The following is a 14,487-nucleotide window of genomic DNA, read 5'->3' on the forward strand; positions in this document are numbered from 1 at the left end:
TCGGTATCGCCATGACACTCGGAATCCTGCTGGCCCTCGCCTTCGCCCTCTCGGTCGCCGGTGTCTGCTGCGGTGTCGCGCTCTACCGGCGCGAGGCCCGGCTGCCGCCCGACCTGGCGCTGTCCCTGGAGGTCGGCGCGACCCGCACCACGGTGGTCGGCTCGGCCGTGGACCGCACCGGCATGCGCTACGCGCCGCTGGTGCTGCGGCTGATGGGCGACAAGCGCACCGCCCGGGTCCGCCGCCGCATCGACCTGGCCGGCAACCCGGGCGGGCTGACCGTCGACCGGTACGCCGCCCGGCGCGCCGTCTACGGGGCCCTCGGCTTCTTCGGCGCGCTGGTGATGTTCCTGCGCGGCCAGCCGCTGCTCGGCGTGCTGATGGTGCTCTTCGGCCTCTTCTGGAACGAGGTCGGCATCTGGGCCGCCATCCGTCAGCGCAAGGACACCATCGAACGCACTCTTCCGGACTTTCTCGATGTGCTGGCCGTCGTGGTCAGCGCCGGCCTGGGCTTCCGCCAGGCCCTGGACCGGGTCGCGGAGAGGTACGAGGGACCCTGGGCCGACGAACTCCGGATCACCCTGCGGCAGATGGACATGGGCGTCAGCCGCCGGGCGGCCTTCGAGGAACTGCGCAAACGCAATGACTCCGAACAGGTCGCACAGTTCGTCACCGCCCTCCAGCAGGGCGAGGAACTGGGCTCGCCGATCGTCGAGACGCTGATCCAGATCGCCGACGACATGCGCCGGACCGACGCCCAGAACGCCCGGCGCCGGGCCGCCCGCGCGGTTCCCAAGGCCACCATGGTCGTCACCACCTTCATGGTCCCGGCCACGATGATCCTGCTCATCGCCGGCTTCTTCCTGGGCTCCGGCACCAACTTCGGCTCCCTGATGGGCAGGTGACCCCCTTGCGGATGCACATCTCCGGGTGGGCGGGCCCGCCCGGCGCCGTTCCGTCCGGGGCGGCGCCCCCGCACTCGGCCGGATGAGTGCGGCGGCGGCCGGCTTCCCGTCAACTCCTTCGCAACAGCAACGAGTTGTGTCACAGTGGGTGGGCGGACGGTTGCGCTCGCACTATGGTGCGGAAGGATTGTCCGGTCTGCATGGGTGACAGAACGGGATGCGGTCCCGGAGGGGGAGCGGGGGTGGGTAGAGTGCGACCGAGTGGCCGAAATGCGACGTTGTGCCTGTCATCCTGGTCCCCGAACGAGGACGGGGTAGGGAATCCCTGTTCCGGGCACGCTGTTCCGGCGTACTTTTCTGGTGTCGTGAGCGCGGTCGAGCGCGCCGGCACCACGGGGACAGACCAGCCGGACCAGAGCGGTACGGCCGCCCATGGAGGGGAAGACGATGGCGAAGCGGGTTTTGGGGAACGACCGGGGACAGACCTCGATCGAGTACCTCGGCATCATCGCGGTGGTCGTGGCGATCGTCCTGGTCCTGTCGACCACGGACTTCGGCAGCCAGATCGCCAACGCCATCGCCAACAAGATCTCCGACGTCGTCGGCATTTAGCCCGCACCGCCCTCACCGTGCCGGCCACGACCCCACGCAACCGCCGGCGCGACGCAGGTCAGGCCTTCCCGCTCTACATCGTCGCGGTCGGGGGCCTGCTCTTCCTCGCGCTCGCCTTCTTCGCCGTCGGACAGGCGGCGGCCACCCGTAACGGCGCGCAGACCGCCGCCGACGCGGCCGCGCTCGCCGCCGGCCAGAAGTACCGCGAACTGCTGCGCAAGGGCGTGCTCGACGGGCTCCGCGACGGCAGCTACCGGACCGATCCGACGGCCTGGGAGGAGCTGCTGAACGGGCGCGGCGTCCTGTCCCCGGAGGCCTGTGAGAGCGCCAGCTGGTTCGCCGGCCGCAACGGCGCCCGGCTCTCCGGCCCCCGCTGCACCCCCGACTCCTGGCCCACCTCGTTCGCCGTCCAGGTCACCACCCACCGCACCGTGGGCGATTCGGTCATCCCGGCGACCAGCAGCGCGCATGCGTCGGCCGAGGCGACCTCGGTCGTCGACCCCCGCTGCACCCTCGCCCCCGCCACGGACGACACCGGCGGGACGGACGGCACCGGGGGGACGGACGACAAGGGCGGCAAGGACGACGACGGGGGCAAGGACGGCGAGGACGGCGAGGACGACGACGCCGCCCCCGTCGAGCTCACCTGCGACGGCAGGCGCTGGACGCTCGACCCCCGCCACCTGGAGGAACTGCCCGACGCCGCCGACCTGTTCTCCGTACACCTCGCCCATTGACCGCCCGCACCCCGACCACTCCCTTGAGACGACCCGACGACGATCAAAGGAATCGCATCCCATGAGCATTCGGCGCACCACGAAGGCCGCCAGGGGAGCGGTCGCCCTCGCGAGCGCGGTCGCCCTGGCGCTCGTCGTGGTCGGCTGTGGTGGCGACGGCGGCGGTGCGAAGTCGTCGGACGGCGACAAGCCACCGGCCCGCAGCACCGCCCCCAAGGACAGCGGCCCCGGCAGCCCGGCGGCCGACTCCGACAAGGTGATCGGCGAGATGAAGGGGCCGGACGGCGTGGTGGTCACCCTGCACTCCGTCGTCCGCGACTCCGGCGGCTTCGTCACCGTCAACGGCACGGTCACCAACCGCGGCACCCGCGCCTTCAACGCCATCGACTGGCGCTCCAACGAGACCGAGGTGCGCTCCCGTTCCTCCATCTCCGGGGCGACCCTGGTCGACAAGGCGGGCAAGAAGCGCTACCTGGTGCTGCGCGACACCAACGGCGAATGCCTGTGCACCACCGGCCTCAGCGGGCTGATGCCGGGGGCCAGCCGGCCGGTCTTCGCGCAGTTCCCGGCGCCGCCGGCCAAGGTGACCGAGGTCGACTTCCAGCTGCCGACCCTGCCGCCGGCCAGCGTGCGGATCACGGACTGAGCCCGATGACCGCGACCCAGATGCCCCGAGGCCGCCGCACGCTCCGGGCGCCCCGCGCCGCCGCCACCGCCGCCGCACTGCTGCTCACCGCGGCTCTGACGGCCCCCGTCGCCCATGCCGACCCGCCGGGCGTGACCGAGGACTCCAGCCCCCCGGTGCGCATCGACCCCGACGACCCCGATCTGCGGATGGTCCAGGGCGCCGAACTGGCCCCGTCCAAGGTGCTCAACATCAAGTCGATCGTCGAGGCCGACGACGGCTCCGAGCGCCGCCAGGACACCAACGACAACGTGACCTTCGCGCTCCAGGCTGAGGTCCTCTTCGGCAAGGACAGCGCCAAGCTGTCGTCGGACGCGCTGTCCCGGATCGGCACCATCGCCTCCGAGGCCAGGAAGCAGAACGCCACCAACCTGCGGGTCTTCGGCTTCACCGACAACCTGGGCTCATCGGGCCACGGCCTGGTGCTGTCCAAGAAGCGCGCAAGCGCCGTCCAGCAGGAGCTGGCCAAGGACCTCGGCTCGTCCGCCGGCTTCCAGATCCGCGGCTACGGCGAGCAGTACCCGATCGCGGACAACAGCACCGAGGAAGGCCGCAAGAAGAACCGCCGGGTGGAGGTCAGCTTCCCGCGGGCCTCGTGACGGGCGGCGGGGGCGGGGCGGTCGCCGGGGCCGGCCGCTTGCGGCGGCGGATGACCAGGCTGCCCGCCGCCTTGTCGTGCAGGGTCCGGCGCAGCGTCCGGTCCCAGAGGCAGGCCAGCGGGTCCAGCAGGCTGACCACCGGCACCAGCGCCATCCCCAGGTGGGCCAGATGCCGCCCCAGGGCGTTCCCGTAGGGGAGCGGGCCCCCGTCGGCGAGCCGTACCACGCTCAGCCCGCACAGCAGCTTGCCCGGCGTGCCGCCGCAACGGGCGGTCAGCAGCGGCGAGTAGAGGAAGAGCAGCGCCAGGGCCACCAGACCGGGCACGTAGAGGGGGGTGTGGTCCGTGCTGCCGCCGGAGGCGACGGCCAGGCCGACGCCCATGGTGACCAGGGTCAGCACGACGGCGGTGAGCACCGTGTCGAGCAGCAGCGCCAGCAGCCGCAGCCAGGGGCTACCGATGACGCCCGGCGCCGGGCCGGGGGACGCCGCAGGTCCGGGATGCGCCGGGCCCGCCGGAAACCCGGGGCCGGCCGGCGGCAGGTGCGCGGGCGGAGGAGTCGCGTTCATGCCGCGCATAGGACCATTCCCCGCTGCCCGGCGGCAACTTGATACCGGACGGGAGGCGCGCGGGCGGCCCTCAGCGGCGGGGTTCGACGGCCAGCCGCAGTCCGGGGCGCACGCCCCAGCGTGCCATCGCCCCGGCTTCCGCCTCCAGCACGTGCCGGGCGCGCGGGCGGGGGAGGCCCAGCCGCCCCGGGCGCATGGTGCGGACGGCCAGCACCGTGAAGTCCCGGCTCAGATAGGCGACATCGATCGCGAACCGCATCCGGAAGGTGTGCACCCCGCTCGCCGGGGTGAGCAGCAGCGCCCCCTCGACACCGTCACGCCGCAACAGCCCCCGCGCGCGGGCACGGTACGACGCCGCGATCTCCACCGCGATACCGTCCCCCACCCCGTACAGGACCCCCGGACCGTTCTCCCAACGCGCCATACCCAGCGTTCTATCAGCCCCCACCGCCGGCCCCCGCACTCCGCCCTTTCCGCGCGGACCGGCGCCGGACCGCTCTAGGGTCGACCCGTGTCACTGATGCTGATCGTTCTCGCCGCCGTCTACGGGGCCGCGGCCGGGCTGCTCATTCCGCGGCCCGTCCACCGGATGACCGTCGAGCCCGAGGAGGAGTGGCGCGCGGTCTGCCCCGGGGGACACGCGATCACCGGGCCGGCCCGGGGCTGGCTGGGGCGCGGGCGCTGCCCGGACTGCGGGCCGTACGGACCGGGCCCGCTGCCGGTGGCGGCGGGCACGTCGCTGGTCTGCGCGGCCCTGGCGGCGGCCACCGGGCCCCGGCCGGAACTGGCCGCCTGGCTGGTGATGGCGCCGGTCGCGGTGCTGCTGGCCGCCGTCGACTGGCGGGTCCGGCGCCTCCCGGACGTGCTGACGCTGCCGCTCGCCGTGGCGGGCGCGGCGCTGCTGGGGCTCGGCGGCCGGCTCACGGGGGAGACCTGGCCCTTTTGGCGGGCCCTGCTGGGCGGCCTCCTCCTCGGTGCCTGCTACCTCGTCCTCTACCTCGTGAACCCGCGCGGCATCGGGCTGGGCGACGTCAAGCTCGCGGTCGGCCTGGGGATCGCCCTGGGGTGGTACGGCCGGCAGACCCTCGTGGTGGGCGGCGCGGCGGGCGTGCTGCTCGGCGGGCTCTACGCCGCGGTGTTGCTACTGGTCCGGCCCGGAGCCCGGAAAACGGTCATGCCGCTGGGCCCCTTCATGATCATCGGGGCGTTCTGCGGGCTGCTCCTGGGCGCCGCGGCGACGGCCTGACCCACCGGGCCGGCGGCCTCCCGGAGCGCCCCGCCCCACCCGAGCCACGCCGCAGAGCGCGCCGGTGCACGCAGCACCCCACCCACGGGGTTATGGTGGAAACCCCCCCTCGGGCCGGTCCGTATCCCCCCCACGGACCGGCCCGCTTTTTTGTGCCCGCACCGGCGGGGCAGGACACGGGGGCTTTTTCCCGCCAGGCGCCTACCGGCGCGCCCAGATGTTCACACCGTCCGTGGTCCTGGCGAACTCATCGATCTCGGCCAGCTCGGCCGCCGTGATCTCCGGGGCGTCGAGCGCGGCGATATTGGCCTCCAGCTGGGCGACGCTGCTGGCGCCGATCAGGGCCGAGGTCATCCGGTCGTCGCGCAGCACCCAGCGCAGCGCGAGCTGCGCCAGAGACTGGCCACGGCGGCCGGCGATCTCGTCGAGGCCCCGGAGGCGGCGGACGACCTCGTCGGACAGCAGCCCCGGGTCCAGCGACTTGCCCTGGGCGGCACGCGAGCCCTCCGGGATGCCGTGCAGGTACTTGTCCGTGAGCATGCCCTGGGCCAGCGGCGCGAAGGAGATGCAGCCCATGCCCTCCGCCTCCAGGGTGTCCAGCAGCAGATCGTCCTCGGTCCAGCGGTTGATCATCGAGTACGAGGGCTGGTGGATCAGCGCCGGTACGCCCATCGCGCGCAGGATGCCGGCCGCCTCCCGGGTCTGCTCGGCGCTGTACGAGGAAACACCGGCGTACAGGGCCTTGCCCTGCTGGACGGCGGACGCCAGCGCGCCCATCGTCTCCTCCAGCGGCGTGTCCGGATCGAAGCGGTGCGAGTAGAAGATATCGACGTAATCGACGCCCATCCGCTTCAGTGAGGCATCCAGCGACGAGAGGAGATATTTCCGTGAACCCCATTCGCCGTAGGGGCCGGGGTGCATCAGATATCCGGCCTTCGTCGACAGAATCATCTCGTCGCGGTAGCCGCGGAAGTCCTGTGCAAAGATCTTGCCGAAGTTCAGCTCGGCGGACCCGGGTGGCGGACCGTAGTTGTTGGCCAGATCGAAGTGGGTCACGCCCAGGTCGAAGGCGCGGCGCAGGATGGCGCGCTGGGAGCTCAGGGTGCGGTCGTCCCCGAAGTTGTGCCAGAGTCCAAGGGAGATAGCGGGGAGTTTGAGTCCGCTGCGACCCGTTCGCCGGTACTTCATCGAGTCGTAGCGGGAATCCGCCGCACGGTAGTCGGTGCCAGTCATGCTCATCTCCCTATCACGTACTTGTGACCTACCTGATTGGGCTGTCGAGACAGCCGAGAAGTAAAGTTGCCCACTTGAGGCGACGGGGCGACCGCCATTGGCACGGAGGGGCTGGACCACACATGCTGCGATCTTCCGGGATGCGCATCCCTTATCCGCCTGCACTGCGCAATCTGGTCTACCGGCTGTACGCGCGCAGAGTGGAGGGTCGCCTGGATCACACCCAGGTGCCCAAGCACATCGGCGTCATCCTGGACGGCAACCGGCGCTGGGCGCGGGCCGACGGCCGGACGACCGAGCAGGGCCACCAGGCCGGCGCGGACAAGATCAGCGAGCTGCTCGGCTGGTGCGAGGAGACCGATGTCGAGGTGGTCACGCTGTGGCTGCTGTCGACCGACAACCTCGACCGGCCCGAGGCCGAGCTGAAGCCGCTGCTGGGCATCATCGAGAACACCGTCCGGGGCCTGGCCGCCGACGGCCGCTGGCGGGTCCACCACGTCGGCAACCGCGATCTGCTGCCCACCGCCACGCAGCAGGTGCTCAAGGATTCCGAGCAGGCCACCCGCGACAACACCGGCGTCCTGGTGAACGTCGCGATCGGCTACGGCGGCCGGCAGGAGATCGCCGACGCGGTGCGTTCGCTGCTGCTGGCCCACGCCGAGCGCGGCACCTCCTTCGAGGAGCTGGCCGAGGTCGTCGACATCGACCTGATCTCCGAGCACCTCTACACCCGCGGCCAGCCCGACCCGGACCTGGTGATCCGCACGAGCGGGGAGCAGCGGCTGTCGGGCTTCATGCTCTGGCAGAGCGCCCATTCGGAGTACTACTTCTGCGAGGTCTTCTGGCCGGCGTTCCGGAAGGTCGACTTCCTGCGCGCCCTGCGCGACTACGCCGCCCGGCACCGGCGCTACGGCTTCTAGGACCTGCCCGGGGCCCGAGCCCTCCGGCCGAGCCCCTTCGGGCCGCACCCACCCCGTCAGGCGTGTGACACCTCATACGCCCCCTGCGTCATCTGACGCCCCCTGACCTTCACCGGTGTCACGGGGCGTCACCAGGCCCCGCCGACTCCACGACCCGTCGGCGGGGCCTTTTCTGACGCTTCCTCCTCTGTGGACTCACCCGAATGCCGCCGTCGCTCGGTGCTCGTGTGTCACCCAAGGTTCATCGTCCGTGCGTCATTTGCCGTGGCATGGCGACGGGGGTTCGAGGGAATATCCCTTCCAGGTCGGCGTCAGGAACAAGCCATCAGACGCCGTATCTCAGCGGACGACATGGGGTCGTCCGCCCGGGAGGCCCTTTGCACATCACGGAGAGCCGTGCGCCTCGCACGGTCGACGCGGAGGGCCGGCGCCCGGCCCGCGCAATGCGGCCCGAGCCCGGTCCGGTCATGAGATGGCCGGGGGTCCCGGGGACGCCGCCCAGCAGCAGCTGGGAGAGCGGCGGTCCCGGGAGCACACCGCCCCGCGACGCCGTCGCACCCCAACCTCATCCGAGGGGGTTCGTCCACCCGTGGTGAACATCAAGCAGCGCCGTGAGCACGACCGGCGCACTTATGTCCTCGACACCAGTGTCCTGCTGGCAGACCCAGGCGCCATGGCCCGCTTCGACGAGCACGAGGTCGTACTGCCGGTCGTGGTGGTCACCGAACTGGAGGCCAAGCGGCACCACCCCGAGCTCGGCTACTTCGCACGGCAGGCGCTGCGCCTGCTGGACGAGTACCGGGTGCAGTTCGGGCGGCTGGACTCGCCCATCCCCATCGGGGATCTCGGCGGGACACTCCGGGTCGAGCTGAACCACTCCGACCCCGGCATCCTGCCCGCGGGCTTCCGGCTCGGCGACAACGACTCGCGGATTCTCGCCGTGGCACGCAACCTGCAGGCCGAGGGGTACGACGTCACCGTCGTCTCCAAGGACCTGCCGCTGCGCATCAAGGCGTCCTCGGTCGGGCTGCTGGCCGAGGAGTACCGCGCCGAGCTGGCGATCACCGACTCCGGCTGGACGGGGATGGCCGAGCTGACCATCTCCGCCGAGCAGGTCGACGATCTGTTCACGGACGAGACCGCCCATCTGCCGGAAGTCTCCGAACTTCCCGTACATACCGGACTTGTGCTGCAGTCCGAGCGCGGCAAGGCGCTCGGCCGGGTCACCGCGGACGGCGCGATCCGGCTGGTGCGGGGCGACCGGGAGGCCTTCGGCATCCATGGCCGCAGCGCCGAGCAGCGGATCGCGCTGGATCTGCTGCTCGACCCGGACGTCGGCATCGTCTCCATGGGCGGGCGGGCCGGTACGGGCAAGTCGGCGCTGGCGCTGTGTGCGGGTCTGGAGGCCGTGCTGGAACGCCGGCAGCACCGCAAGGTGATGGTGTTCCGCCCGCTGTACGCCGTCGGTGGCCAGGAACTGGGCTATCTGCCGGGCAGCGAGGCGGAGAAGATGAGCCCCTGGGCGCAGGCCGTCTTCGACACGCTGTCCGCGGTGACCACCAAGGACGTCATCGAAGAGGTGGTGGGGCGCGGCATGTTGGAGGTCCTGCCGCTGACCCATATCCGCGGGCGGTCGCTGCACGACGCGTTCGTCATCGTGGACGAGGCCCAGTCGCTGGAACGGAACGTCCTTTTGACGGTTCTGTCCCGTATCGGCGCCAACTCGCGGGTGGTGCTGACCCATGATGTCGCGCAGCGCGACAACCTCCGGGTCGGGCGGTACGACGGCGTGGTCGCGGTCGTCGAGAAGCTGAAGGGGCATCCGCTGTTCGCCCACGTCACGCTGAACCGCTCGGAGCGCTCGCCGATCGCCGCGCTGGTGACCGAAATGCTGGAGGAAGGCCGGATCTGACCGGCTGTGAAGGCGGCGCCGTCCGGTAAAGCGAAGGAGCTTAGCCGGGCGGCGTCGTGCTGCGCGTGGATATCCGAAAATCATGAGGCGTAAACGAGGTGTGAGCTTTCACACCCAGCGGGGAATTGCCTCGCGGCATCTCGTTCGGGCAGAGTCTGGGTCCTGTCAGGCCCCGCATACGGCAGCTCAACACCCCATGGGGGTGCCCCCGGCCGAACGAAGGTGAGGCTGGGGGAGGTGTGGAACGAACTCGAACTTCATAGCGAACAGCCGTATGCCGCCCGAGCACCACGCGGACCCCGAGGGGGACGTACCGGGCCAGTGCCTCCCGTGACCAGCCGGACCCACCCCGCTCAACCGGGCCCGGAACAAGGGGAGACCAGCGCCAGGGGCACGATTGCGTCCGCGAGGTCACCTATGCGGGCGATGCTGGAAGGAAAACGCGTGAGCCGGATCTCGGTCCGGGGATTCGCCGTGGCATCCGCCACCGCGGTCACCACCGTCGGCGCCGTAGTCGGCGTCGCTGCAGGCAACGAGCCCGCCTCGGTCAACAACACCGAGGCCACCGCTGCCGACGCGACGATCGCCGACATCCCCGCGGGCGCACAGGCCCAGGTGCAGACGGCTTCCCTGACGCAGCAGGCGGACGACCAGTCCACCCAGGCGGATGCGGCAGCCCTCAAGTCTGCGCAGGAGTCGGCCCGCAAGGCCGCAGCTGAGACCGCGCAGAACAAGAAGGACGCCGCGGACGAGGCCAAGGCGAAGAAGGAAGCCGAGGCGCGCGAGAAGAAGGAACAGGCCGCGACCCGGTCCTCCTCGCGCGGTGACCTCGGCGACCTCCTTGGCAAGGGCTCGTACTCCGTCGCCGACACGCAGGCCATGGCGCGCCAGATGATGGCGGGCGACCAGTTCCAGTGCTTCAGCAACATCGTGGACCACGAGTCCGGCTGGAACTACAAGGCCACCAACGCCAGCTCGGGCGCCTACGGGCTCGTGCAGGCGCTGCCCGGGTCCAAGATGGCCTCGGCCGGTGCCGACTGGCAGACGAACCCGGCCACCCAGATCAAGTGGGGCCTGAACTACATGAACGACCGCTACGGCAGCCCCTGCGGCGCCTGGTCGTTCTGGCAGGCGAACAGCTGGTACTAGGCCGTACGCCGCACCACAGCACTTCCGAAACCCCCGAACGCGCCCGCGTCGGGGGTTTCGCGCGTGCCGCCCAGGTAACGTCGTGCCGTCAGTGGTGGCGCGTGGGAGGGGAAGAGGAAGGACATGTCCAGATTGCCTCAGTGGGTCGGTGGCCTCGGTGCCGGTCTGACACGGCTCTCGCAGCGGCTGGAGGACCAACGCCGCCGAGCGGAAGCCGCGGCGGTCGCCGACGACACGGATGAGCTGAGGCGTGCCGGGCACGCGGACGCCCCCGCGGTCGAGGGCTCCGCAGCAGGCGGCCCGGTGGCCGACGGCCCGGTGGGCACGCTCACCGTGCCCCGTACACAGCTGCCCACGGCCGGGGACGGGGTGCCGGGGCCCGGGACCGAGCAGGAGCCCGCGCCCGCCGCGGGCCGCCCGCCGGAGTCCGTTCCCGCGCCGCCGTCGTACGCGCCGGCCGTCGCGGCCCGCCCCGATCCGGTGGACGCGGTGCCGTGGGGCGTACGGGTCGCCGCCGAGGCGGGCTGGCGGCTGCTGGTGCTGGCCGCCACCCTCTGGGTGCTGGCCCGCGTCATCACCACCATCGAACTGGTCGTGCTGGCCTTCGTCGCGGCGACGCTGATCACCGCGCTGCTCCAGCCCAGCGTGGGCTGGCTGCGCGCGCGGGGGCTGCCGCGCGGGCCGGCCACCGCGCTGACCTTCATCAGCGGGTTCGTGATCATGGGCCTGGTCGGCTGGTTCGTGGTCTGGCAGGTCCAGGACAACATCGACTCGGTCTCCAGCCGCATCCAGGAGGGCATCACCGAGCTCAAGGGCTGGCTGCTGAAGAGCCCGTTCCATGTGACCGAGAGTCAGATCAACCACATCGCGAAGAACCTGCAGGACGCGGTCGGCGCCAACACCGAGGCGATCACTTCGGCCGGCCTGGAGGGTGTCACCGTCGTCCTGGAGGTGCTCACCGGCATCCTGCTGGCGATGTTCACCACGCTCTTCCTGCTCTACGACGGCCGGCGGATCTGGAACTGGCTGCTCAAGCTGGTCCCGGGCGCGGCCAGGGAGGGCGTGGCCGGGGCCGGGCCGCGGGCCTGGCGCACGCTGACCGCCTATGTGCGCGGCACGGTCGTCGTCGCCCTGATCGACGCCATCTTCATCGGCATCGGGCTCTACTTCCTCAATGTGCCGCTGGCCGTCCCGCTCGCCGTCTTCATCTTCCTGTTCGCGTTCATCCCGCTGGTCGGCGCGGTGGTCTCGGGCGCGCTGGCCTGTGTCATCGCGCTGGTCGCCAACGGGGTGTTCACCGCCCTGATGGTGCTGGCGGTGGTGCTGGCCGTCCAGCAGATCGAGGGCCACGTCCTCCAGCCGTTCATCCTGGGCCGGGCGGTCCGGGTGCATCCGCTGGCGGTGATCCTCTCGGTGGCCGCGGGCGGACTGATCGCGGGCATCGGCGGCGCGGTCGTCGCCGTCCCGCTGGTGGCGGTCACCAACACGGTGGTCGGCTACCTCCGTTCCTACTCCACGGAACAGGCGCTGCGGATGTCGGTGGCCCCGCGCGGCGCCACCGCGCTCTCCGTGGCACCGACCCCGCCGCCCACGCCGCGTCCCGCCGGCGAGCCCCCGGAGTAGCCCCCCCGCGCACCGGACGCACAGAACCCCCGCAGACCTGAGGTCTGCGGGGGTTCTGCGCTGCGGGTGTCCGCGCCGCCGGAACTACTCGGCGAGCGCGGCCTCGGCGTCGAGGGTGGCGCCGACGGCCTGCAGGACGGACGCGATCTTGACGGCCTCCTGGATCGTCTCGCGGTCCACACCGGCCTTGCGGAGCACCTGCTCGTGCGAGTCCAGGCACATACCGCAGCCGTTGATGGCCGAGACGGCCAGCGACCACAGCTCGAAGTCGACCTTGTCCACGCCCGGGTTGCCGATGACGTTCATCCGCAGACCGGCGCGCAGGTTGCCGTACTCCGGGTCCGACAGCAGGTGCCGGGTCCGGTAGAAGACGTTGTTCATCGCCATGATGGCGGCGGCCGACTTGGCGGCGGCGTACGCCTCGGCGGAGAGGTTGGCCTTCGCCTCCGGCTCCAGCTCGCGCAGCACCTTCGGCGAGCGCGAGGCGATCGCGCAGGCCAGCACGGTGCCCCACAGCTGCTGCTGCGGAAGGTCACTGTTGCCGATGACCGAGCCGAGGTTCAGCTTGAGGTCCTTGGCGTAGTCCGGGACCGCGGACTTCAGTTCGTCGAGAGCCATGTCAGATCTGCCTCCAGTTCGCTAGCTGCGGTTCACTCGCCCGAGAGAAGCGCGACCGGGTCGAGGGTGTCGTCGCCCTTGGACCAGTTGCAGGGGCACAGCTCGTCGGTCTGCAGGGCGTCGAGGACCCGCAGGACCTCCTTGGGGTTACGGCCGACGGAGCCGGCGGTCACCATGGTGAACTGGATCTCGTTGTTCTGGTCGACGATGAAGACGGCGCGCTGCGCGAAGCCGTCCTCGCCCTCGATGCCCAGGTCGCGCATGAGCTCGTGCTTCGAGTCGGCGAGCATGGGGAAGGGCAGGTCGGTCAGGTCCGGGTGGTCCTTGCGCCAGGCGTGGTGCACGAACTCGGAGTCGCCGGAGAAGCCGAGGACCTGGGCGTCACGGTCGGCGAACTCGTCGTTCAGCTTGCCGAAGGCGGCGATCTCGGTCGGGCACACGAAGGTGAAGTCCTTGGGCCACGCGAAGACGATCTTCCACTTGCCCTCGTAGGTCTTGTGGTTGATCTGCTCGAACTCCTGGCCCTGCTCCAGCGAAACGCAGGCGGTCAGGTCGAACTCGGGGAACTTGTCACCGACAGTGAGCACGTACTCTCCTTGTTGCGCAGAAAGTCCCTTTTGGGGACTTTCCTTGAGGCTTGGACGGGTTACACAGTGGCACAGCAAGCATTGATCAGGGAAATAGCTAGACTGGTTGATGTTGATCGGAGGTGGTTATCAGTGGTGTCACCGGCAAGCCTGGGAGGCCGTCCCCGCCAGCCCAGCCTGGCGCAGCTGCGGGCGTTCGCGGCGGTGGCTGAGCATCTGCATTTCCGCGAGGCGGCGGCCGAGATCGGAATGAGCCAGCCCGCACTGTCCGGGGCGGTCTCCGCACTGGAGGAGACCCTCGGGGTGCAGCTGCTGGAGCGTACGACGCGCAAGGTGCTGCTGTCGCCCGCGGGGGAGCGGGTGGCGGCCCGGGCCCGTGCGGTCCTGGAGGCCGTCGGGGATCTGATGGAGGAGGCGGAGGCGGCCCGCGCGCCCTTCACGGGCGTGCTGCGGCTCGGCGTCATCCCGACCGTCGCCCCGTATCTGCTGCCGGCCGTGCTGCGGCTGGTCCATGACACCTACCCCGACCTGGACCTCCAGGTGCACGAGGAGCAGACCGCCTCCCTCCTGGACGGTCTGGCCCACGGGCGCCTCGACCTGCTGCTGCTCGCGGTGCCCCTCGGCGTCCCCCAGATCGCCGAACTCCCGCTCTTCGACGAGGACTTCGTCCTGGTCGCCCCCAAGGAGCACTGGCTCGGCGGCCGCGGGGACATCCCGCGCCAGGCCCTCCAGGAACTGGATCTGCTGCTGCTCGACGAGGGCCACTGCCTGCGGGATCAGGCCCTGGACATCTGCCGGGAGGCCGGACGGGACGAGAACACCCCCGTGACGACCAGCGCGGCCGGACTGTCCACCCTGGTGCAGCTGGTGGCCGGCGGACTCGGCGTCACCCTCCTGCCGCGCACCGCGCTCCGGGTCGAGACCGCCCGCAACGACCAGCTCACCACCGGCTACTTCGCCGACCCGGCCCCCTCGCGGAGGATCGCCCTGGCCATGCGCACGGGCGCCGCCCGCCAGCAGGAGTTCGAGGAGTTCGCCACGGCCCTGCGGGGCGCGTTGCGGGGGCTGCCGGTGCGGATCGTGGCGGGGTGAG

At 70.9% G+C, this 14,487-nt stretch carries 16 protein-coding genes; 11 read left to right on the plus strand and 5 right to left on the minus strand.

Going from position 1 to position 14,487, the window contains the following annotated elements; genetic code table 11:
• Positions 1–11: 11 nt before the first annotated feature.
• From ACGFN2_RS25445 to ACGFN2_RS25465, 5 genes are all read left to right on the plus strand, one after another.
• Complete coding sequence (locus tag ACGFN2_RS25445; RefSeq protein ID WP_362613137.1) at positions 12–905, plus strand: DUF5936 domain-containing protein; 894 nt, start codon at positions 12–14, stop codon at positions 903–905.
• A 447-nt stretch (positions 906–1,352) separates the two neighbouring features.
• Positions 1,353–1,517, plus strand: coding sequence for a membrane protein (locus tag ACGFN2_RS25450; protein ID WP_033266190.1), 165 nt, complete (start codon positions 1,353–1,355; stop codon positions 1,515–1,517).
• Between the two features lie 17 nt (positions 1,518–1,534).
• Positions 1,535–2,254: a pilus assembly protein TadG-related protein gene (locus ACGFN2_RS25455; protein WP_362613134.1), complete on the plus strand. Its 720-nt coding sequence runs from the start codon at positions 1,535–1,537 to the stop codon at positions 2,252–2,254.
• A gap of 61 nt (positions 2,255–2,315) precedes the next feature.
• Positions 2,316–2,900: a hypothetical protein gene (locus ACGFN2_RS25460; protein WP_362613132.1), complete on the plus strand. Its 585-nt coding sequence runs from the start codon at positions 2,316–2,318 to the stop codon at positions 2,898–2,900.
• 5 nt (positions 2,901–2,905) lie between these two features.
• A complete protein-coding gene (locus tag ACGFN2_RS25465) occupies positions 2,906–3,538 on the plus strand; it encodes an OmpA family protein (RefSeq protein ID WP_362613129.1) in 633 nt (210 codons plus the stop codon).
• On the opposite strand, the gene ACGFN2_RS25470 is transcribed toward ACGFN2_RS25465, so the two are convergent.
• On the minus strand, positions 3,516–4,106 hold the full coding sequence (locus ACGFN2_RS25470; RefSeq protein ID WP_362613127.1) for an RDD family protein: 591 nt from the start codon (positions 4,104–4,106) through the stop codon (positions 3,516–3,518). The two genes, ACGFN2_RS25465 and ACGFN2_RS25470, sit on opposite strands and share 23 nt — an antisense overlap.
• Before the next feature lie 70 nt (positions 4,107–4,176).
• Positions 4,177–4,530: a DUF192 domain-containing protein gene (locus ACGFN2_RS25475; protein WP_393364236.1), complete on the minus strand. Its 354-nt coding sequence runs from the start codon at positions 4,528–4,530 to the stop codon at positions 4,177–4,179.
• Positions 4,531–4,626: 96 nt separating this feature from the next.
• Between ACGFN2_RS25475 and ACGFN2_RS25480 the strand changes: the two genes are divergently transcribed.
• Positions 4,627–5,352 carry a prepilin peptidase gene (locus ACGFN2_RS25480; RefSeq protein WP_393364428.1) on the plus strand — a complete coding sequence of 242 codons (726 nt, stop codon included), beginning with the start codon at positions 4,627–4,629 and terminating at the stop codon, positions 5,350–5,352.
• A gap of 201 nt (positions 5,353–5,553) precedes the next feature.
• Here the strand turns inward: ACGFN2_RS25480 and mgrA are convergent, their stop codons facing one another.
• Positions 5,554–6,585, minus strand: a complete 1,032-nt coding sequence (mgrA, locus tag ACGFN2_RS25485; protein WP_362613455.1) for an L-glyceraldehyde 3-phosphate reductase — start codon at positions 6,583–6,585, stop codon at positions 5,554–5,556.
• A 140-nt stretch (positions 6,586–6,725) separates the two neighbouring features.
• On the opposite strand from mgrA, the gene ACGFN2_RS25490 reads away from it, so the two are divergent.
• The 4 genes from ACGFN2_RS25490 to ACGFN2_RS25505 all read left to right on the plus strand — a co-directional run bounded on the left by ACGFN2_RS25490 (position 6,726) and on the right by ACGFN2_RS25505 (position 12,189).
• On the plus strand, positions 6,726–7,505 hold the full coding sequence (locus tag ACGFN2_RS25490) for an isoprenyl transferase (protein WP_362613459.1): 780 nt from the start codon (positions 6,726–6,728) through the stop codon (positions 7,503–7,505).
• 589 nt (positions 7,506–8,094) lie between these two features.
• Positions 8,095–9,417 carry a PhoH family protein gene (locus ACGFN2_RS25495; RefSeq protein ID WP_362613453.1) on the plus strand — a complete coding sequence of 441 codons (1,323 nt, stop codon included), beginning with the start codon at positions 8,095–8,097 and terminating at the stop codon, positions 9,415–9,417.
• A 426-nt stretch (positions 9,418–9,843) separates the two neighbouring features.
• Positions 9,844–10,566 (plus strand): transglycosylase SLT domain-containing protein, encoded by a 723-nt coding sequence (locus ACGFN2_RS25500; protein ID WP_362613450.1) that lies wholly within the window; start codon positions 9,844–9,846, stop codon positions 10,564–10,566.
• A 123-nt stretch (positions 10,567–10,689) separates the two neighbouring features.
• On the plus strand, positions 10,690–12,189 hold the full coding sequence (locus tag ACGFN2_RS25505) for an AI-2E family transporter (RefSeq protein WP_362613448.1): 1,500 nt from the start codon (positions 10,690–10,692) through the stop codon (positions 12,187–12,189).
• Positions 12,190–12,273: 84 nt separating this feature from the next.
• On the opposite strand, the gene ACGFN2_RS25510 is transcribed toward ACGFN2_RS25505, so the two are convergent.
• Together ACGFN2_RS25510 and ACGFN2_RS25515 are read right to left on the minus strand one after the other, a co-directional pair.
• Positions 12,274–12,807, minus strand: a complete 534-nt coding sequence (locus ACGFN2_RS25510) for an alkyl hydroperoxide reductase (protein ID WP_086718421.1) — start codon at positions 12,805–12,807, stop codon at positions 12,274–12,276.
• Between the two features lie 32 nt (positions 12,808–12,839).
• On the minus strand, positions 12,840–13,394 hold the full coding sequence (locus ACGFN2_RS25515; RefSeq protein WP_362613446.1) for a peroxiredoxin: 555 nt from the start codon (positions 13,392–13,394) through the stop codon (positions 12,840–12,842).
• A 132-nt stretch (positions 13,395–13,526) separates the two neighbouring features.
• On the opposite strand from ACGFN2_RS25515, the gene ACGFN2_RS25520 reads away from it, so the two are divergent.
• Positions 13,527–14,486 carry a hydrogen peroxide-inducible genes activator gene (locus tag ACGFN2_RS25520; RefSeq protein ID WP_362613443.1) on the plus strand — a complete coding sequence of 320 codons (960 nt, stop codon included), beginning with the start codon at positions 13,527–13,529 and terminating at the stop codon, positions 14,484–14,486.
• Position 14,487 lies beyond the last annotated feature (1 nt).

The sequence above is a fragment of the Streptomyces sp. NPDC048612 genome, from assembly GCF_043199295.1.
GTDB lineage: Bacteria > Actinomycetota > Actinomycetes > Streptomycetales > Streptomycetaceae > Streptomyces.